The sequence below is a fragment of the Sphingomonas sp. P3_C5 genome (genome assembly GCF_056402635.1).
On the sequence record NZ_JBFUHA010000003.1, the window covers coordinates 22,851 to 39,675 of the forward strand.

At 63.6% G+C, this 16,825-nt stretch carries 25 protein-coding genes; 18 read left to right on the forward strand and 7 right to left on the reverse strand.

Going from position 1 to position 16,825, the window contains the following annotated elements; genetic code table 11:
• Positions 1–31: 31 nt before the first annotated feature.
• Positions 32–673, reverse strand: a complete 642-nt coding sequence (locus AC1DVS_RS08870) for a glutathione S-transferase family protein (RefSeq protein ID WP_478022159.1) — start codon at positions 671–673, stop codon at positions 32–34.
• A gap of 210 nt (positions 674–883) precedes the next feature.
• Complete coding sequence (locus AC1DVS_RS08875; RefSeq protein ID WP_478022160.1) at positions 884–1,393, reverse strand: lipocalin-like domain-containing protein; 510 nt, start codon at positions 1,391–1,393, stop codon at positions 884–886.
• Between the two features lie 78 nt (positions 1,394–1,471).
• Between AC1DVS_RS08875 and AC1DVS_RS08880 the strand changes: the two genes are divergently transcribed.
• From AC1DVS_RS08880 to AC1DVS_RS08900, 5 genes are all read left to right on the forward strand, one after another.
• Entirely contained in the window at positions 1,472–2,056 is a 585-nt protein-coding gene (locus AC1DVS_RS08880) for a CGNR zinc finger domain-containing protein (RefSeq protein ID WP_478022162.1), read from the forward strand.
• Positions 2,057–2,583: 527 nt separating this feature from the next.
• Positions 2,584–3,492 carry a class I fructose-bisphosphate aldolase gene (locus AC1DVS_RS08885; protein ID WP_478022163.1) on the forward strand — a complete coding sequence of 303 codons (909 nt, stop codon included), beginning with the start codon at positions 2,584–2,586 and terminating at the stop codon, positions 3,490–3,492.
• Between the two features lie 10 nt (positions 3,493–3,502).
• Positions 3,503–3,925, forward strand: a complete 423-nt coding sequence (locus tag AC1DVS_RS08890) for a putative quinol monooxygenase (RefSeq protein ID WP_478022165.1) — start codon at positions 3,503–3,505, stop codon at positions 3,923–3,925.
• Positions 3,922–4,191 (forward strand): hypothetical protein, encoded by a 270-nt coding sequence (locus AC1DVS_RS08895; protein ID WP_478023029.1) that lies wholly within the window; start codon positions 3,922–3,924, stop codon positions 4,189–4,191. Before AC1DVS_RS08890 ends, AC1DVS_RS08895 begins: the two co-directional genes overlap by 4 nt.
• Positions 4,142–4,585: an O-methyltransferase gene (locus AC1DVS_RS08900; protein WP_478023004.1), complete on the forward strand. Its 444-nt coding sequence runs from the start codon at positions 4,142–4,144 to the stop codon at positions 4,583–4,585. The genes AC1DVS_RS08895 and AC1DVS_RS08900 overlap by 50 nt, the downstream gene beginning before the upstream one ends.
• Here the strand turns inward: AC1DVS_RS08900 and AC1DVS_RS08905 are convergent.
• Positions 4,582–5,346, reverse strand: a complete 765-nt coding sequence (locus AC1DVS_RS08905) for a DUF72 domain-containing protein (RefSeq protein ID WP_478022166.1) — start codon at positions 5,344–5,346, stop codon at positions 4,582–4,584. The two genes, AC1DVS_RS08900 and AC1DVS_RS08905, sit on opposite strands and share 4 nt — an antisense overlap.
• Between AC1DVS_RS08905 and thiE the strand changes: the two genes are divergently transcribed.
• Positions 5,345–6,040 carry a thiamine phosphate synthase gene (thiE, locus tag AC1DVS_RS08910; RefSeq protein ID WP_478022168.1) on the forward strand — a complete coding sequence of 232 codons (696 nt, stop codon included), beginning with the start codon at positions 5,345–5,347 and terminating at the stop codon, positions 6,038–6,040. The genes AC1DVS_RS08905 and thiE overlap by 2 nt on opposite strands.
• On the opposite strand, the gene AC1DVS_RS08915 is transcribed toward thiE, so the two are convergent.
• The 3 genes from AC1DVS_RS08915 to AC1DVS_RS08925 all read right to left on the reverse strand — a co-directional run bounded on the left by AC1DVS_RS08915 (position 6,037) and on the right by AC1DVS_RS08925 (position 8,159).
• Positions 6,037–7,116: a potassium channel family protein gene (locus AC1DVS_RS08915; RefSeq protein ID WP_478022169.1), complete on the reverse strand. Its 1,080-nt coding sequence runs from the start codon at positions 7,114–7,116 to the stop codon at positions 6,037–6,039. The two genes, thiE and AC1DVS_RS08915, sit on opposite strands and share 4 nt — an antisense overlap.
• A gap of 127 nt (positions 7,117–7,243) precedes the next feature.
• Entirely contained in the window at positions 7,244–7,495 is a 252-nt protein-coding gene (locus AC1DVS_RS08920) for a GCG_CRPN prefix-to-repeats domain-containing protein (RefSeq protein ID WP_478022170.1), read from the reverse strand.
• A 121-nt stretch (positions 7,496–7,616) separates the two neighbouring features.
• A complete protein-coding gene (locus tag AC1DVS_RS08925; RefSeq protein WP_478023006.1) occupies positions 7,617–8,159 on the reverse strand; it encodes a peptidoglycan L,D-endopeptidase MepK in 543 nt (180 codons plus the stop codon).
• A gap of 85 nt (positions 8,160–8,244) precedes the next feature.
• Here AC1DVS_RS08925 and AC1DVS_RS08930 point away from each other — a divergent pair, with 85 nt between their 5' ends.
• The 4 genes from AC1DVS_RS08930 to AC1DVS_RS08945 all read left to right on the forward strand — a co-directional run bounded on the left by AC1DVS_RS08930 (position 8,245) and on the right by AC1DVS_RS08945 (position 11,434).
• Entirely contained in the window at positions 8,245–9,255 is a 1,011-nt protein-coding gene (locus tag AC1DVS_RS08930; protein ID WP_478022172.1) for a L,D-transpeptidase family protein, read from the forward strand.
• Positions 9,256–9,259: 4 nt separating this feature from the next.
• The gene (locus AC1DVS_RS08935; RefSeq protein ID WP_478022174.1) at positions 9,260–9,883 is read left to right on the forward strand and encodes a M23 family metallopeptidase; all 624 of its coding nucleotides are present in this window, start codon (positions 9,260–9,262) and stop codon (positions 9,881–9,883) included.
• A 38-nt stretch (positions 9,884–9,921) separates the two neighbouring features.
• Complete coding sequence (efp, locus tag AC1DVS_RS08940) at positions 9,922–10,485, forward strand: elongation factor P (protein ID WP_478022175.1); 564 nt, start codon at positions 9,922–9,924, stop codon at positions 10,483–10,485.
• A 130-nt stretch (positions 10,486–10,615) separates the two neighbouring features.
• Entirely contained in the window at positions 10,616–11,434 is an 819-nt protein-coding gene (locus AC1DVS_RS08945; protein ID WP_478022177.1) for an inositol monophosphatase family protein, read from the forward strand.
• 20 nt (positions 11,435–11,454) lie between these two features.
• On the opposite strand, the gene AC1DVS_RS08950 is transcribed toward AC1DVS_RS08945, so the two are convergent.
• Positions 11,455–11,931 carry a YbjN domain-containing protein gene (locus AC1DVS_RS08950; RefSeq protein WP_478022178.1) on the reverse strand — a complete coding sequence of 159 codons (477 nt, stop codon included), beginning with the start codon at positions 11,929–11,931 and terminating at the stop codon, positions 11,455–11,457.
• A gap of 168 nt (positions 11,932–12,099) precedes the next feature.
• Here AC1DVS_RS08950 and ndhC point away from each other — a divergent pair, with 168 nt between their 5' ends.
• The 8 genes from ndhC to AC1DVS_RS08990 are packed head-to-tail and all read left to right on the forward strand — an operon-like array spanning position 12,100 to position 16,824.
• The gene (gene ndhC / locus AC1DVS_RS08955) at positions 12,100–12,474 is read left to right on the forward strand and encodes an NADH-quinone oxidoreductase subunit A (RefSeq protein ID WP_478022180.1); all 375 of its coding nucleotides are present in this window, start codon (positions 12,100–12,102) and stop codon (positions 12,472–12,474) included.
• Positions 12,465–13,037 (forward strand): NuoB/complex I 20 kDa subunit family protein, encoded by a 573-nt coding sequence (locus AC1DVS_RS08960; protein WP_478022182.1) that lies wholly within the window; start codon positions 12,465–12,467, stop codon positions 13,035–13,037. The genes ndhC and AC1DVS_RS08960 overlap by 10 nt, the downstream gene beginning before the upstream one ends.
• On the forward strand, positions 13,034–13,930 hold the full coding sequence (locus AC1DVS_RS08965) for an NADH-quinone oxidoreductase subunit C (RefSeq protein ID WP_478022184.1): 897 nt from the start codon (positions 13,034–13,036) through the stop codon (positions 13,928–13,930). The genes AC1DVS_RS08960 and AC1DVS_RS08965 overlap by 4 nt, the downstream gene beginning before the upstream one ends.
• Positions 13,923–15,158, forward strand: coding sequence for an NADH-quinone oxidoreductase subunit D (locus AC1DVS_RS08970; protein ID WP_478022186.1), 1,236 nt, complete (start codon positions 13,923–13,925; stop codon positions 15,156–15,158). Before AC1DVS_RS08965 ends, AC1DVS_RS08970 begins: the two co-directional genes overlap by 8 nt.
• Positions 15,155–15,655 (forward strand): hypothetical protein, encoded by a 501-nt coding sequence (locus AC1DVS_RS08975; protein WP_478022188.1) that lies wholly within the window; start codon positions 15,155–15,157, stop codon positions 15,653–15,655. The genes AC1DVS_RS08970 and AC1DVS_RS08975 overlap by 4 nt, the downstream gene beginning before the upstream one ends.
• On the forward strand, positions 15,648–15,995 hold the full coding sequence (locus AC1DVS_RS08980) for a nuclear transport factor 2 family protein (RefSeq protein WP_478022190.1): 348 nt from the start codon (positions 15,648–15,650) through the stop codon (positions 15,993–15,995). Before AC1DVS_RS08975 ends, AC1DVS_RS08980 begins: the two co-directional genes overlap by 8 nt.
• Positions 15,995–16,663, forward strand: a complete 669-nt coding sequence (locus AC1DVS_RS08985; RefSeq protein WP_478022192.1) for a complex I 24 kDa subunit family protein — start codon at positions 15,995–15,997, stop codon at positions 16,661–16,663. Before AC1DVS_RS08980 ends, AC1DVS_RS08985 begins: the two co-directional genes overlap by 1 nt.
• Positions 16,660–16,824 carry a hypothetical protein gene (locus AC1DVS_RS08990; RefSeq protein ID WP_478022193.1) on the forward strand — a complete coding sequence of 55 codons (165 nt, stop codon included), beginning with the start codon at positions 16,660–16,662 and terminating at the stop codon, positions 16,822–16,824. Before AC1DVS_RS08985 ends, AC1DVS_RS08990 begins: the two co-directional genes overlap by 4 nt.
• Position 16,825: the final 1 nt, after the last annotated feature.

Below are 16,825 nucleotides of genomic sequence, written 5' to 3' on the forward strand. Positions count from 1 at the left end.
AAATTCCACCGAAATCTTCGGCGACCCGGCCTCAGCCACCCCTTGAGGCCGCCCAGGCTTTCGTCGCCTGACAGACGTCCATCGCCTTTCTATATCCCTCACGGGCGATGACGCGTTCGATATAGGCATCCTCGAGCGTGCCATAGGTGATGCCGCAATTTCTCCTGGCCATCAGCAGGGCATAGGCCACCGAGATGTCGGCAGCGGTAAACGCGGCGCCGGCAAGATAGGGCGTTCGCGCCAGTTGCCGCGTCACAAGCCCCAGTCTCGATTCGAACACCCGCATCGCCTGGCGAGCGCTCCAGTTTTCCCGTTCGCTCTCGGGCGCGATATTGCGCGCGCCGTTGACGAAATAGGCTGATGCCGCAAGGCCGGCCTCGCCCAGGTGCAGGAACTGCTGATACAGGGGAAAGGCGGCGTCCTGTGGGGCCGGCGAAAACGGCGTTGGGCCGTAACGGGCCATCAGATATTCCATGATGGCGATCGACTCGACCATGGTGACATCGGCGTCCCGGATCGCCGGGATGAAGCCGGCCGGATTGATCTCCAGAAACTCCGGGTCGTTCTCGACACCCGCCAGCAGATCGACGGGGCGGAGCCGATACGGAAGCCCCATTTCCTCCAGCAGCCAGACGACCCGGAAACCCCTGCCTTCGCCAAACACGGTGATCATTGCATATCTCCACTGCTTGCAGTTTGCAATCAGTTGAGAATTAGCCCGACTGAGTCCTGTTTTGCAAGCGGCGGATGATCGAAGTGTGAGACATGCGGAGCAGCCAGCGCAATGCTGCCCCGAACGCCCGCCCAAGCCGGACCATATCTTCGCTCAGACGGTGACGAGAATCCGCCCACACAGGATCGCTGAAGGGTTCGTTCATCCCGCTCACCGCGCCACGCGCCGCCAGACGGAATAGGCGGTCGTGCCGCTGCCGGACGCGCTCGCGGGTACGGCGTAGCGCAGCAGGCCATGCTTATAGGTGTAGTCGCGCACCTGGCGCTTGCCTTCCCAGTTGGGGAAGGACGCTGCCTCGACATCGAAGATCAGCTGGTGCTTCGCGCGGTCGATCGTCACCGTGCCGATATGGGTGCTGATACCGACCAGCGCCGCCCGATATTCGTCGGGCGTGCCGCGAGCTTTGTCCCCGCTGGCGAAGGCGGGGCGGTCGGGGCGGAATATCTGCATATTGTACCGGGCGCGGCTATCTACATCGAAGCGCCCCTTGGGATGTTCCCCATAGTTGGTCGTGCGGCTGCCATCGGCATGGATCTCGTAAGCCGCCTTCATCACCCACACGCCCTTCAGCGACTTCAGGTCTTCTGCTCCGGCCTGACTGGAAAGGCCCAAAGCTGCGCCCATGGCACAGAGCGACGTGATGATCTCGCGATTAGACATGAAGTACCTCCTTTAGTAACCCGTTAAATAGGTTACATCCTTCTTGCTGGTATCGATGAAACCTGTCAATAGGGTTACATGTCAGGCGCCACAGCCCCAATCCATGCCCCCGAAGAGCGAGACGGCTTCCGTTTCCGTGGCGGACACCGGGCAATCGACCTCACAGCCACGCTTCAGGGGCGCCTGAGGGACACGCCTCGTGAATTGCTGAACACCCCCAATGATCTGGTGCGATGGCTCGCGGCTGCCGGGCTCGGGTGCGCGCCGGATGCAACGGGGAAGGATGTCGAGACTGCCAGGGCATTGCGCGAAGCGATCTTTACTCTCGCCGGCCATGACGACGGAGATGCGAGCGCCGCAAGAGCCACGCTGAACCGGATAGCCGCAGGCGTGCCAGCCGTGCCGGTGCTGCAGGCCCATGCGCACTTCAGCCTCGCAGGCGACGCGGAAGCGTTGCTCGTCACGCTTGCGCGAGAGGCGGTGCAGCTATTGGGCGGCCGGGAGGCTTCGCGCATTCGCCAATGCCAGTCGCCGACGTGCACGATCTTCTTCGTGGATAGTTCGCGAAAGGGAGATCGTCGCTGGTGCTCGATGTCGGCCTGCGGAAACAAGGCGAAGGTTGCCGAATTCAGGCAGCGGCGTAATCCGGGTGCCGAATCTTAAGCATATTCTATTGTAAAATAACAATAAAATGAGAATCCAGCGGGATGAAAAATGTCAGCGCCCCGCATGACATTTCCAACGCGGCCGCTCGATTCAACTGCTGGCGATCAGCCTGTAATCAGGCGGGCATGACTGCCTGTACGCTCGCTCTCTTGTGCCCGAATCCATTTCGCCGCCGCGGCCTCGCGGCGCCAAAGCTTTGCCGGAACGCACGCCAGCAGGGCTCGAGCGTCCCTTCCCTGTTCCGAGCCATCGTTTCCCTGTTCCTGCCGATGCGTTTCCCTGTTCCGCGCCAGCCTTTCCCTGTTATTCCGGAACAGGGAAAACCTTACCTATCCATTTGCTTCAGAACGGAAAAATCTCCAACAAAACACCCAAAAACGGCCCAAAAAATAATTTTTCCCTGTTATTTTCCCTGTTATCGCCAATTAACAGGGAAAATCCCCTCTCAGAACCGCCCGTTGCCCCTCACGTTTTCCCTCGTTAACAGCCCGGCATCACGTCAACTCAGCGCCGAGGGAATCACGATGACGCCACAGGTGAAAGCCATTCTCGCCAACTATGAATCCGACAATCCCGGCGTGAAGGCGAACCTCGCCCGCATCCTGATGCAGGGTCAGCTTGGCGGCACCGGAAAGCTCATCATCCTCCCGGTCGATCAGGGTTTCGAGCATGGCCCGGCGCGCAGCTTCGCGGTCAATCCGCCGGCCTATGATCCGCACTATCACTACCAGCTCGCGATCGATGCCGGGCTTTCCGCCTATGCCGCACCGCTCGGCATGATCGAAGCGGGCGCCGACAGCTTCGCTGGCCAGATCCCGACGATCCTGAAGGTCAACAGCTCGAACAGCTGGGCGCAAGGCGCCAACCAGGCAGTCACCGGCGGAGTCGAGGATGCGCTTCGGCTTGGCTGCTCGGCGATCGGCTTCACCATCTATCCCGGTTCGGACGACCTGTTCGACATGATCGGCCAGATCCGCGAGATGGCCGCCGAGGCGAAGTCGGTCGGCATCGCGACCGTCATCTGGTCCTATCCGCGCGGCGGCGCGCTGCCCAAGTCTGGCGAGCTCGCGCTCGATGTCGGCGCCTATGCCGCGCACATGGCCGCTCTGCTTGGCGCGCACATCATCAAGGTGAAGCTGCCAAGCGACCATATCGAGCAGAAGGAAGCCAAGCCCATGTACGAGGGCACCGACTGGTCGAAACAGTCGGACCGGGTGCGCCATGTGGTGCAGTCGAGCTTTGCCGGCCGGCGGATCGTGGTCTTCTCGGGCGGCGCGGCCAAGGGCGAGGACGCGGTCTATCAGGATGCGCGCGACATTCGCGACGGCGGCGGCAACGGCTCGATCATCGGCCGCAACACCTTCCAGCGCCCGCGCGCCGAAGCGCTGGCGATGCTCGCCAAGCTCGTGCGGATCTACAAGGGCGAGGAATGAGGGGCGAGGAATGAGCGACGCGCCGCCCTTCCTTGCATCGGCTATTGGCCGCCGCGGTTTCGTCGCCGGCGCTGTGGCGATCGCGGTGGTGGGCAAGGCGGGTGCGATGACTCCGGGAGGTGGCGCGGTGGAAGATGACTTGATCTACGGCATGATCGGGCGGCTCAAGGCGAAACCCGGGCAGCGCGACGCGCTGGCTGCTCTGCTGACGTCGGGTTCGGACGCCATGCCCGGTTGCCTCAGCTATGTGGTCGCCGAGGATCTCGCCGATGCCGATGCGCTGTGGGTCACCGAGGTCTGGGAGAGCAAGGAGGCGCACCAGGCATCGCTGTCGCTTCCATCGGTGCGGGAAGCCATCGGCAAGGGCCGAGCCTTGATCGCCTCGTTCGACAACACCGCGCAGACCCGGCCGATCAGCGGCGTGCGCCGATGAGCGAAGCCGGCTGGGGCGCTGTCGACGACTATATCGGCGCGCACCTGCTCGGGCAGGACCAGGCGCTCGACGCAGTGCTCGCCGCCAATGCGGCGGGCGGTCTGGCGGCGATCGACGTATCGGCGGCGCAGGGGAAGATGCTCCATCTTCTCGCCCGGATGGCTGGCGCGGCGGATCCTCGAAGTCGGCACACTTGGCGGCTACTCGACGATCTGGCTGGCGCGGGCGCTGCCCGAGGAGGGGCAACTGGTGACGCTCGAGCTTGAACCGCACCATGCCGAGGTCGCGCGGAGCAATATCGCCGCGGCGGGATTTGCCGATCGGGTCGATGTCCGGGTCGGCCCGGCGATCGAGACGCTCGACGCCATGATCGCGGCGGGCGAGGCACCGTTCGACTTCATCTTCATCGACGCCGACAAGCCGAGCAATGTCGCCTATCTGAACGCAGCGCTGGCGCTTTCGCGGCGGGGCACGACGATCGTCGTCGACAATGTCGTGCGGGGCGGCGCGGTCGTCGATTCGGCGAGCGGCGACCCGAGCGTGCAGGGCACCCGCGCGCTGTTCGAGGCAATCGCCGCCGAGCCGAGGCTCTCCGCGACCGCTGTGCAGACCGTCGGCGACAAGGGCTGGGACGGCTTCCTGCTCGCTCTCGTCGATTAACGCACCGCCTGCGCCACCATGGCCTTCAGCGTCAGCGCGTCATGGATCGCGGCTGCCTCGGTATCATTGTTGAAATAGGCCCAGACCGCGCGCCCGCCGCGCGCCTGCGCCACCATCCAGTCGGCCCAGCTGAGCAGGGCTTCATCGCTATAGCGCCCCCAATATTTGCCGCTGCCGCCATGGAAGCGGACATAGGCGATCGGCCCGACCGCCCAGCGCTCCGTCGCCAGGCCGGGCATGTCGTGCGCGCAGAAGGAGGCGCCATACCGCTCGAGCAGGGCGAGCATATCGCGCGTCAGCCAGCTGCGCTCCCGGAACTCGAAGACATGGGTGATGTCGCGGGGCAGCAGCTCGAGAAAGCTCTCGAGGCGCTCGAGGTTGATCCGGAAGCGCGGCGGCAGCTGGTACAGGATCGGGCCCAGCGTATCGCCGAGGTGGCGCACGGGCTCCATCATCCGCGCCACCGGCTCCTCACAATCCTTCAGCTTCTTGGCCTGGGTCAGGAAGCGATTGGCCTTCACTGCATAGCGAAAGCCCGCCGGCGCCTGATCACGCCAGACATCGAAGGTCTCGGCCTTCGGCAGGCGGTAAAAGCTGTTGTTGATCTCGACCGTGTCGAAATGCTCAGCGTAAAAGGCGAACCAGCGCTTGACCGCCAGCCCTTGCGGATAGAAGGCGCTGCGCCAGTGCCGGTAGTTCCAGCCGGAGCAGCCAATGCGGATTTCCGCCGGCGCGCGAGATGGTTGATCGGAGTGAGGCATGGAGCAGACCGTTCCCGAGGATGAAGACGAGAACGCGCTGGAGGGCTTCGCGGATCAATTCACCCGCGACATTCGTCGGCCGCCCTGCCAACTCTATCTGGTCTCCCCGCTGGATGTGACCGGCGCCTTCCCGGATCGGCTGGCGCGTGCCCTCGACGCCGGGCCGGTGGCTGCGTTCCAGTTCCGCGTGAAGGACATCGACCAGCACGAGGCGGCACGTCTCGGCGAACCGCTCCGCGCGATCTGCGCCGAGCGCGACGTCGCCTTCATCGTCAACGACAGCGTCTCGCTCGCCAAAAGGCTCGGCGCGGACGGTGTGCATCTCGGCCAGGATGATGGCGATCCCAGGGAAGCGCGCGCGCTGCTAGGACCCTCGACGCAGATCGGTGTGACCTGCCACGACAGCCGCCATCTTGCGATGGAAGCGGGCGAAGCCGGCGCCGATTATGTCGCGTTCGGCAGCTTCTACCCGACCACGACCAAGCAGGTCAGCCACCATCCGGATCCCTCGATCCTGAGCTGGTGGGCAACAGTCTTCGAAATCCCATGCGTGGCGATCGGCGGCATCACGCCGGCCAATGCAGCGCCTTTGGTCAAGGCCGGCGCTGACTTCATCGCCGTGTCCAACGCGGTCTGGGGCGGGGACGAGGACGCGGCGATCAAGGCATTCGCGGCAGTGCTCGCCGCACGCTAATATCGGGCGCGGCCGACCCGGTTATCGGCTTTGGTCGTGAACAGCTTGCGCGCCGTCGCGCCGGAATCGCGGACCAGCACCATGACTTCGTCGCCAACCTGGATGCGCTCGTCGCGCGCGGGCCGGGCGATCGCCTCCTCGCCACGCCTGATCTGGACGATGAAGAAGGCGCCGCCACCGTGGCGCTCAGCCTCGCCGACGGTCAGGCTCGACATCGCGGCCCCTTCGCCCGCTATCACCAGTTCGAGATCAAGCCCGAGCTCGCCGAGATCACGCCGCGCCTGGTCGAGGCGGCCATTGGCAGCAAGATCGGTGCTGGCCGGGAAGAGGATCATCCGCGCGATCCGCTCGGCGCCGATATGCGTCGGCATCACCACCTGATGCGCCCCGGCACGCAGCAGTTTGCGCTCAGTGGTGGGTGCTTCGCCCCGCGCGATGATCTCGACCTCAGGGCTTAGATTACGCGCGCTGAGCGTGATGAAGACATTGGCTGCGTCGTTGGGCAGCACGGTTGCCAGTACCCGCGCCCGGCTGATCCCGGCGGTCACCAGCACATCCTCCTCGGTCGCGTCACCGGCGATGCACAGATGCCCCGCCGTTTCGATCTCGGCGAGCCGGCCGGCCTCGCGCTCGATGACGACGAGCTGCATGCCGGCCTTGGCGAGGTCATGCGCCAGCATCACGCCGATCCGGCCATAGCCGCAGATGATGGCGTGGCCCGACAGCTTGTCGATGCGGCTCTGCATGCGGTTTGCTCCAAAAATCTGCCTGAGTTGCAGGACGGTGAGGAACTGGACCAGCGCGCTGGTCAACAGGATCATGCCGGTGCAGCCAAGCACCATGGTCGCCACGGTGACGGCGTGGAGATACGAGGTGTCGATCGGCTGCACCTCGCGGTAGCCGACGGTATAGACGGTCAGCAGCACCATGTAGGAGGCGTCGCTGAAGCTCCAGCCCGCCGCCATATAGGCGAGCGTCGCGAACACCATCACCGTCCCGACAAAGAGCAGGATCGTGATGAGGTTCCGGACTGGGGAGCCCAGGACGCTTTCGGCGTCGGCAAAGAGTCTGCGCACGGGCCGGGAGTGTGACGGAGCCGTTACGACCTGTCCAGCGCCCCCTTAACCTCGCCGACAAAAGAAAACCGGGCGCCGCCTGGAGCGGACACCCGGTCACCTGGTCTTTTGAGATATCGGTGCGCGATCAGCGATAGCGCCAGCCGCGATGCCACCGCTCACGATGGTGCCAGTAGCGACGGCCATCCCAATAGCCGCGGCCATCATAATAATTGCCGATGATGAGGCCAGGAGCCACTACAACCGGGCGCACATTGGGTCGGCAGCCGCCATGCGGCCCGCGATGATAGCCTCGGCCGCAGCCGCCGCTCGCGTCAGCAGGCGCTGCCGCCATAATCGCCGCGCCCGCGGCGACCGCAATCGCAAGAAATGTCTTCATGACCTCTCTCCAAAACTGTTTACTCGAACTGGGCCCGTTCAGGCCGAGCGGGAAAACGCCTCGCAAGCCCGGGCTGTTCCGATTCAAGATTTGGAGAGAGCGGTGCAGTCGTCTGTGGATACTACCAGCGGCGGACGGGTCCGGAATCGACATGAACGAAGCCATCGCGCGGATAATAGCCGACGCCGCCGCCGCCCAGCGCGAGCGCGGCGCCGTGGAGGCGGTCGAGCGAAACGCCCGGGATCATGATGTCGGTCGCCTTGCCGAGCATATGCTGGCTCTGGCTGGCGACGCCGGTGTGGTCGCCACCGGCGGCACGGAGCATGGCGTTGGTGCGCGGCGAGCGATAGCCCGAGATCAGGCCGATCGGGTGCTTGCTGCCGAGCTCGAGCTTTTCGCGCAGCGATACGAGGAGCCCGAGCAGGCGGCGGTCCATCGCCTTGGCCTCGCCGGTACGCCAGTCGCGCAGGCCGTGATTCAGCTCGGCAAGGCCCTCGGGAAGGAACCGCCCGTTGCGCGCGAACAGCGCATCGACGCTCTCGTTATTATGAACGTTGCGGATCGCCAGGCGCCATTCACCGCCCGCCGCCATGGCCGGTATTGGCAGAGCGAGTGCCGCTCCGCCTGCCACCATGCCGCCGATCAGCGCACGGCGCGAAAACATAGCGCCATCCCGCTCATGCCCAGTGGACACAAGCCGCTCCTCCATCGTTGTCTGCATGACACTTAGGTAGGAAATTGAATTGACGATGAAAATAGCGATTGGCGCAGCCTGTCTGGCACTTTGCACAATTGGTCCCGTTAGTGCCGGCGCACAGGGAACAAAGGCTCCAGCAGCCCAGGCGATCGATCGCGATATCCTGCATGCACAGGTAATTCTCGACCATCTCGGCTTCTCGCCCGGGGTGCTTGACGGGCGGCCGGGCAAGTCGCTGGTGGCAGCGCTCAAGGGATTCCAGGAGTCGCGCGGCCTTGAGGAAACCGGCAAGCTGGACCGGGCGACCCTATGGGCGCTGCACGATTATCGCGAACTGCGTCCCACACGGACGCTGGCGCTCACCGCCGATGCGCTGGCCGGCCCCTACGTGAATCCGTTTCCCAAGGATCCGCAGGACCAGGCCAGGCTGCCTTCGCTCAGCTATCGCTCGCCGATGGAGAAGCTGGCGGAGATGTTCCACACCACACCCCAGGTGCTGCTGGCGCTCAACAGTCCGCAGACGCGGCTTGCGCCTGGCTCGCTGGTCGTGTTCCCCAATGCTCTGCCCACATCGCGCGATTATGATCCGAAACTGCCGGCGGCCTGGCGCAAGACCCTTTCGGAGCTCAATGTCGATGCGGTGCAGCCACAGGGGGTGAAGATCGTGGTCGACAAGTCCGATCAGGTGTTGCGCGTGCTCGATGCGGATGACCGGCTGGTCGCGCAATTCCAGGCTACCATGGGCAGCGAGCATGATCCGTTGCCGATCGGCACCTGGAAAATCCAGGGCGCCACCTACAACCCGACGTTCAATTATAATCCCGACCTGTTCTGGGATGCGAAGAGCAGCGCGAAAGCCGCGAAACTGCCGGCTGGGCCCAATGGCCCGGTCGGCGTGGTCTGGCTCGATCTGAACATCCCGCATTACGGCATCCACGGCACGCCAGAACCGAGCACGATCGGCCGCGCTGAAAGCCATGGCTGTATCCGGCTCACCAACTGGGATGCGGCCCGGCTGTCGCTGATGGTGAAGCCAGGCACGCCCGCGATCTTCCAGGAATGATCCGGTGAGGCGGCTCGGCTGCGCCTTGCTCATGCTGGTCTGCGCGGTCGTCGGCGCCTGGGTTGCGTTGGTGTTGTTCGGGCGGACTCTGCCCGACGCCAAGCMGCAGGCGGCGGCAAATCGGCAGGCTACGACGACAACCTCCACCACGGGCACCAGTCACGTCGTCGTGGTCCCCGATGGCGCCTTGCTCGCGGTCCCTGTTGCCGGCGTCGCGCGGTCAGCGATCAGCGACAATTGGGGCGATCCGCGCCAGAACGGCCTGCGCCTGCATCACGGGACCGACATCATGGCGCCCTCAGGTACCCTGGTGACGGCGGCGGCGCCGGGCACGGTCGAGAAATTGTGGAACAGCGTCGCTGGCGGCACGACGGTCTATGTCCGCTCGCCACAGCGCAACTGGACCTATTATTATGCCCATCTCTCCGGCTATGCGCCCGGCCTGCACGAGGGGCAGGTGGTCAAGACCGGCGATCCGCTCGGCTATGTCGGCGACACCGGCAATGCGGGGGCGGGCAATTTCCACCTCCATTTCGGGCTGTCCCGAACCACGCCCGATCAGCATTGGTATCAGGGCGAGGACGTCAATCCATACCCCTACCTTGCCGGAAAGCCCTCCTCCCGCTAAAGGCCGCGCCTTCGCTCTTTCCACATGCAGGCATCCCCATGAAGATCAACGCGGTCGAGATTCGTCCCGGCAACATCCTCGAATATGAAGGCGGCATCTGGCGCGCGGTGAAAATCCAGCACACCCAGCCGGGCAAGGGCGGCGCCTATATGCAGGTCGAGATGAAGAACCTGATCGACGGCCGCAAGAACAATGTCCGCTTCCGTTCCGCCGAGTCGCTCGAAAAGGTCCGGCTCGAGACGACCGATTTCCAGTTCCTGTTCCGCGAGGGCGACCAGCTGACCTTCATGGACAAGGTCAATTACGAGCAGATCACGCTGCCGGCCGATCTCCTCGGGGACGCCGCCGCGTTCCTGCAGGACGGCATGGACGTAGTGATGGAGCTCTGGGAGGAGCGCCCGATCTCCGTGCAGCTCCCTGACACGATCGAGGCGCTGATCGTCGAGGCCGATGCCGTGGTGAAGGGCCAGACCGCCTCGTCGAGCTACAAGCCCGCGATCCTCGAGAACGGCGTACGCGTGATGGTGCCGCCGCATATCGGCGCCGGCACCCGGATCGTGGTCGATGTCTATGAGCAGACCTATGTAAGGCGCGCGGACTGACCTTCTTCCTCCCCTCCCGCCTGCGGGAGGGGACCGAGGGGTGGGCACCCGCGCCCCTCGAACGAACCGCTCGCGGATAGCGCGAGCCCACCCCCAGCCCCTCCCGCAAGCGGGAGGGGGGAGAATTACATTGGTTTCGCATTCAGGCCTCATCACCGTCATGGACCGCGCCGCGCGCAAGGCGGCGCCGCGGCTGCGGCGTGACTTCAACGAAGTCCAGCACCTCCAGGTCAGCCGCAAGGGCCCGGCCGACTTCGTCACCATGGCCGATCAGCGCGCCGAGCAGACGATCTTCGAGGAGCTCTCGCGCGCCCGCCCCGACTGGGGTTTCCTGATGGAGGAGCGCGGCGAGATCGCCGGCGACCCCAACAAGCCGCGCTGGATCGTCGATCCACTCGACGGCACCACCAACTTCCTCCACGGCATCCCGCATTTCGCGATCTCGATCGCGGTCGAGGAGCCACTGGCGAACGGCAAGCGCGAGATCACCACTGGCCTCGTCTATCAGCCGATCACTGACGACAGTTTCTGGGCCGAAAAGGGCCGCGGCGCCTGGATGCAGGAACAGCGCCTGCGCGTCTCGGCACGGCGCGACCTCGCCGATTCGCTGATCGCGACTGGCATTCCCTTCCTTGGCCACGGCAATTTCGCCGAGTGGAGCCGCATCTTCGGCGCGATCGCGCCGGAAGTCGCCGGTATCCGCCGCCTCGGCTCGGCGGCGCTCGATCTCGCCTGGGTTGCAGCCGGCCGTTTCGACGGTTTCTGGGAATCGAGCCTTCAGCCCTGGGATGTTGCCGCGGGTATGCTGCTCGTGCGCGAGGCAGGCGGCTTCGTCACCGATTTCCGCGGTGGCGACAAGATGATCGAGCGCAGCGAATTCCTGGCCGCGAACGATGTGCTCCAATCGAAGCTCCACAAGCTGCTGGCGGGGGCTTTGCGCAACGCGTGACGATGCCGCCGGCGCGGAGTTCAGCCGCCGTTGACATAGTTTTTGTATGAACCGACGAGCGCGCTCCATACTGCGAGATTGTCCTCGAACAGCTTGCGCGACATGCCGCCCTCGTCGAGGTCAACGTCCATTTCGATAACGGGGTCGCCGTCTTTGTCGATATAGGCTCGTCCGAATCGCTTGGTCGTATTCCACTGGTTGACCTTTTTCAGGTCAGCGGAGGTGCCGGTATAGCCGGTGTAGAACTGGATCGAGGTGCAGTCCTGGCCTTTGGTGCAGCCGAAGAACAGCAGGGTGAACTTCGAGCCGCCCGCGCCGCTACGGATCATTGGATCGCCGTCGCTGCCCTTGCCCACCTCCGCCTGATAGCCGTTGTCGCGCAGGACAGACGCGATGCTTTCCGCCGAGGCGGTCACGGTTTGCGCCTGTGCCTGACCGGCGACAGAAACTGAAAGGCAGCAAAAAGCTGCCGTGGAAATCAAATGAATCAACTTCATCGCTATGCCCTCCGTCGTTGCTTACACACCCGGTTTAGCGTTGACCGACAATTCTACTATCATGAAGAAAACTGACTAGTTGCGAGCGATTCTCACGGCTGACGGCCTTGCCCCTCGACAACCATCGTCCTAAAGCCGCCGCATCCGTTCGCACCTGCGAGAACCCCCTTGTTCGACCTGTCGCAATATCTGCCGATTCTGCTTTTCCTGGGCGTCGCGCTCGTGCTGTCGAGCGCGTTCGTGTTCCTGCCCATGATCGCCGCGCGTTTCACCGGTTCGCACAAGCCGACAGCCGAGAAGCTCACTGAGTATGAGTGCGGCTTCCCAGCCTTCGAAGATTCGCGCAGCCAGTTCGATGTGCGCTTCTATCTCGTGGCGATCCTGTTCATCATCTTCGATCTCGAAGCGGCGTTCATCTACCCCTGGGCGGTAAGCGTCTTCTCGCTCGGCTGGGTTGCCTGGATCGCGATGATGGGGTTCATCGCCGAACTGGCGCTCGGCCTTGTCTATGCGTGGAAGAAGGGAGCGCTGGAATGGGAGTAACAGGCCATTCCGGTCCGGTCGAGTTCCGGCCGCAGTCGTTGGAGGTGCGGGATGAGATCCTGCCGCCCGACCAGTCGTTCTTCAATGATCTCAACGGTGAGCTGAGCGACAAGGGCTTCCTCGTCACCTCGACCGAAGATCTGTTTCAATGGGCGCGTACGGGCAGCCTGTGGTGGATGACCTTCGGCCTCGCCTGCTGCGCGGTCGAGATGATCCATGTGAACATGCCGCGCTATGATCTCGAGCGCTTCGGCGCCGCGCCGCGCGCTTCACCGCGCCAGTCGGACGTGATGATCGTGGCGGGCACGCTCTGCAACAAGATGGCCCCGGCGCTGCGCCGCGTTTACGACCAGATGTCCGAGCCGAAATACGTCATTTCGATGGGCAGCTGCGCCAATGGCGGCGGCTATTATCATTACAGCTATAGCGTCGTGCGCGGATGCGACCGGATCGTGCCAGTCGACATCTATGTACCGGGCTGCCCGCCGACCGCCGAGGCTTTGCTCTACGGCATCATGCAGCTCCAGCGGAAGATCCGCCGCATCGGAACGATTGAACGGTGAGGGCGCCGGCGCCGGCCTATACGGCCAATGACGGTGTGATCGATCGCGCTGCCGGGGTCCTCGGTGGTGCGCTGCTGTCGTCGCTCGACGCGGTTGGTGAGGTTGCGCTGACGGTCGACCGGATGTCGCTGGTCGAGACGATGACGGCGCTGCGCGATACGCCCGGCCTCGAATATCAGCAGCTGATGGAGATTGCCGGGGTCGATTATCCCGAGCGGCCGGATCGGTTCGAAGTGGTCTATTGCCTGCTCTCGCTGACCCGCAACCACCGTATCCGCGTCCATGTACAGACCGATGAGGAAAAGCCGGTGCCGTCGGTGACGAGCATCTGGCCGGTCGCCGGCTGGCTCGAGCGCGAAGTGTACGACATGTACGGCGTGCTGTTCGAAGGCAATGCGGATCTCCGCCGCATCCTGACCGATTACGGTTTTCGCGGCCATCCGCAGCGCAAGGATTTCCCGCTGACCGGCTATGTCGAGCTGCGCTATTCCGAGGAAGCGAAGCGGGTGGTCTATGAGCCAGTCCAGCTCGCTCAAGATTTCCGCACCTTCGATTTCATGAGCCCGTGGGAGGGCGCTGAATATATCCTGCCCGGCGACGAGAAGGCGAAGCTGCCCGAAGCCAAGGGTGCGCCGACCCCGCTGAAGGCTGATGAGATTGTCAAGGCGGACGCGGCGCAGGCCGCGGCCAAGGCGCCGCCGGCCACGCCGAAGACGACCGAGAGCCCGGCCCAGACCGGTGCTGGCAGGGCCTCGCCTGATGCGAAGCCCAAGCCCGCCAATTCCGATGTGGTGAAGAAGCCGCGAGCACCGCGCGCCGCCAAGCCCGCCGCGACTGACGCAGCGCCGTCGAAGCCGCGTACGCGCAAGAAGCCGGACACGAATAATGGCTGATCATCTCGACGCAATCGAAGGCCATCTGGATGCCGCCGATCCCGCTGCCGGGGACGTGACGATCCAGAATTACACGATCAATTTCGGCCCGCAGCACCCCGCCGCGCACGGTGTGTTGCGGCTCGTGATGGAGCTCGACGGCGAGATCGTCGAGCGGGTCGATCCGCATATCGGCCTGCTCCACCGCGGCACCGAGAAGCTGATCGAATACAAGACGTACATGCAGGCGCTGCCCTATTTCGATCGCCTCGATTATTGCTCGCCGCTCTGCATGGAGCACAGCTTCGTGCTCGCGATCGAGAAGCTGCTCGATCTCGAAGTGCCGATCCGCGCGCAATATCTCCGCGTGTTCTTCGCCGAGCTGACGCGCATCTCGAACCACATGCTCAACCTCGGCAGCCATGTGATGGATGTCGGCGCGATGACTCCGAACCTGTGGTTGTTCGAGATCCGCGAGGACTGCCTCAATTTCTTCGAGCGCGTCTCCGGCGCGCGCATGCACTCGGCCTATTTCCGGCCGGGCGGCGTCCACCAGGATACCCCGCTCAAGCTGCTGACCGATATCGCCGACTGGCTCGACAAGCGCATGCCGCGCCTGTTCGAGGATGCGATCAGCCTGGTTGCCGACAACCGCATCTTCAAGCAGCGCAACGTCGATATCGCCACCGTCAGCCGCGACGACGCTATCAAATGGGGCTTTTCCGGCCCGATGATCCGCGGCTCGGGCATCCCCTGGGATCTGCGCAAGTCGCAGCCTTATGATGTCTATGCGAAGATGGACTTCGACGTGCCGGTCGGCACTCGCGGCGATTGCTATGACCGGTTCATGGTGCGCGTCGAGGAAGTCCGCCAGTCGATGCGTATCATGAAGCAGTGCCTGAACGAGATGCCCGAAGGGCCGATCGCCAGCCTCGATCGCAAGGTCGTGCCGCCCAAGCGCGCCGAGATGAAGCGCTCGATGGAAGCGCTCATCCATCACTTCAAGCTCTACACCGAAGGCTTTCACGTCCCCGCCGGCGACGTCTATGTCGCGACCGAAAGCCCCAAGGGCGAGTTCGGCGTCTATCTGGTCGCTGATGGCAGCAACAAGCCGTACCGCTGCAAGATCCGCCCGACGGCATTCTCGCATCTCCAGGCGATGGACTTCATGGCGAAGGGCCACATGCTCGCCGATACGACCGCAATTCTCGGCGCGATGGATATCGTGTTCGGGGAGTGCGACCGGTGAGGCATCAATTCTTACTTCTCTCCGTCGTTTTAATTGCCGGTGCGGCTACCGCGCAATCCAAGACGCCCAAAACGGTGCTCCCGCAAATTAGTGAACAAGTCGGTGATCATCGTATTGCACTGATCAACGAGCTCTTGATGGCTGGCGGCAAAGGTGACGTGCGCGCCATCAATCAGGTCGCAGCGAGCGATGCGGTTATTTCCCGTCCGGATATCAAGACAGGATACGGCAATGCCGCGCTACAAAAACTTGATGAGAAGTCTCTGGCTTACTTTGTAGCTAACTGCGCCATGGCCGACAGTCAGCTCAATCTCAAGATTCAGGATCATCTGGTCTCGGTCTGGATGCTGTGCCCGACCTTTGGAACGAATGTGTCCTGCTTGGCTAGGTTCTACTTTTCGCCGCTCGACAAAATAAAAGAGATCTCCATTTACCCGATCGTATTTACGATGCCGAATCCTGCGCCCAATTCTGGCGACGGAAAGACCAATGGCTGAAACACCGAACCCCCGCCTCGACACCGCGCATCGCATGATCGCGCTCTACAACGAGCAGGATGCCGACGGCTATGTCGCGCTGATGACCGATGATGCGTGCGAGGCCATCTATCGCGGTGCCGTGCTGCGCAAGGGGCGGGAGGGCGTACGCTCCGGCCTCAAGGCGATGTTCGCGCAATTCCCGCAGAACCGGGCTGATATCCTCTCGTCCTATGTGCTCGGCGAAACCGTCGTCCTGCACGAGACAGTGGCGCGCGCGCCCGACGGCGAGCAGTTCGAGGTCATGTCCATCTATTCCTTCAGCGGCGACAAGGTCGAGCGCGTGGAGTTCATCCGCTAATGGCCGAAGCACCCAAAATCCCCGACGAAGCCGAAACCCGCGCGCGCTGGGGCGCGTTCGCGTGGACGGCCGAGAACCAGAAGAAGGCGAACGAGATCCTTGGTCGCTATCCCAAGGGCCGCGAGCAATCGGCGTCGCTGCCGCTGCTCGATCTCGCCCAGCGCCAGGTTGGGGCGGAAACCAACACGCAGGGCTGGCTCCCCGTGCCGGTGATCGAGTACGTCGCGAGGGCGATCTCGGTGCCCTATATGCGCGTCTATGAGGTCGCGACCTTCTACACCATGTTCAACATGGCGCCGGTCGGCCGCTTCCATGTCCAGGTCTGCGGCACGACGCCGTGCATGCTGGCCGGCTCCGACGACGTGCTCGCGGCTTGCAAGAATCGCGGCCTGAGCAAGGGCCACACCACGCCTGACGGGCTGTTCACCCTCACCGAAGTCGAGTGCCTCGGCGCCTGCGCCAACGCGCCGATGGTCCAGATCAACGACGACAATTATGAGGACCTCGATTACGATCGCACGACCGCGATCCTCGAGGCGCTCGCAACCGGCAAGACGCTGCCGCCTGGCTCGCAGACCGGGCGCCGCGACAGCTGCCCCGCAGGCGGGCCGACGACGCTCAAGGAAATGGTCGACGGGAATCACGATTACCGGGGAGAATGGGCATGAAGGGCGTAAATCCGATCGTTGCCGTGCTGGCTGTCATCGGCGGGCTGGTGGTGCTGGGCTTGATCCTGCGGATCACCTTCAGCCTGTTGCCGATACTGGTCCTGATCGGCCTTGGCGTGTTCGTCTATGTCCTGGTCCAGAATGCGACGGCTAAAAGGTAGA

Coding starts and splice junctions, on each gene's coding strand:
- AC1DVS_RS08930 (WP_478022172.1), top strand. CDS start 8,245: ATGAAAATAGCGATTGGCGCAGCCTGTCTGGCACTTTGCACAATTGGT.
- AC1DVS_RS08925 (WP_478023006.1), bottom strand. CDS start 8,159: ATGTTTTCGCGCCGTGCGCTGATCGGCGGCATGGTGGCAGGCGGAGCG.
- AC1DVS_RS08960 (WP_478022182.1), top strand. CDS start 12,465: ATGGGAGTAACAGGCCATTCCGGTCCGGTCGAGTTCCGGCCGCAGTCG.
- AC1DVS_RS08885 (WP_478022163.1), top strand. CDS start 2,584: ATGACGCCACAGGTGAAAGCCATTCTCGCCAACTATGAATCCGACAAT.
- efp (WP_478022175.1), top strand. CDS start 9,922: ATGAAGATCAACGCGGTCGAGATTCGTCCCGGCAACATCCTCGAATAT.
- AC1DVS_RS08905 (WP_478022166.1), bottom strand. CDS start 5,346: ATGCCTCACTCCGATCAACCATCTCGCGCGCCGGCGGAAATCCGCATT.
- AC1DVS_RS08980 (WP_478022190.1), top strand. CDS start 15,648: ATGGCTGAAACACCGAACCCCCGCCTCGACACCGCGCATCGCATGATC.
- AC1DVS_RS08990 (WP_478022193.1), top strand. CDS start 16,660: ATGAAGGGCGTAAATCCGATCGTTGCCGTGCTGGCTGTCATCGGCGGG.
- AC1DVS_RS08870 (WP_478022159.1), bottom strand. CDS start 673: ATGATCACCGTGTTTGGCGAAGGCAGGGGTTTCCGGGTCGTCTGGCTG.
- AC1DVS_RS08895 (WP_478023029.1), top strand. CDS start 3,922: ATGAGCGAAGCCGGCTGGGGCGCTGTCGACGACTATATCGGCGCGCAC.
- AC1DVS_RS08985 (WP_478022192.1), top strand. CDS start 15,995: ATGGCCGAAGCACCCAAAATCCCCGACGAAGCCGAAACCCGCGCGCGC.
- AC1DVS_RS08875 (WP_478022160.1), bottom strand. CDS start 1,393: ATGTCTAATCGCGAGATCATCACGTCGCTCTGTGCCATGGGCGCAGCT.
- AC1DVS_RS08880 (WP_478022162.1), top strand. CDS start 1,472: ATGTCAGGCGCCACAGCCCCAATCCATGCCCCCGAAGAGCGAGACGGC.
- AC1DVS_RS08970 (WP_478022186.1), top strand. CDS start 13,923: ATGGCTGATCATCTCGACGCAATCGAAGGCCATCTGGATGCCGCCGAT.
- AC1DVS_RS08950 (WP_478022178.1), bottom strand. CDS start 11,931: ATGAAGTTGATTCATTTGATTTCCACGGCAGCTTTTTGCTGCCTTTCA.
- AC1DVS_RS08920 (WP_478022170.1), bottom strand. CDS start 7,495: ATGAAGACATTTCTTGCGATTGCGGTCGCCGCGGGCGCGGCGATTATG.
- AC1DVS_RS08890 (WP_478022165.1), top strand. CDS start 3,503: ATGAGCGACGCGCCGCCCTTCCTTGCATCGGCTATTGGCCGCCGCGGT.
- thiE (WP_478022168.1), top strand. CDS start 5,345: ATGGAGCAGACCGTTCCCGAGGATGAAGACGAGAACGCGCTGGAGGGC.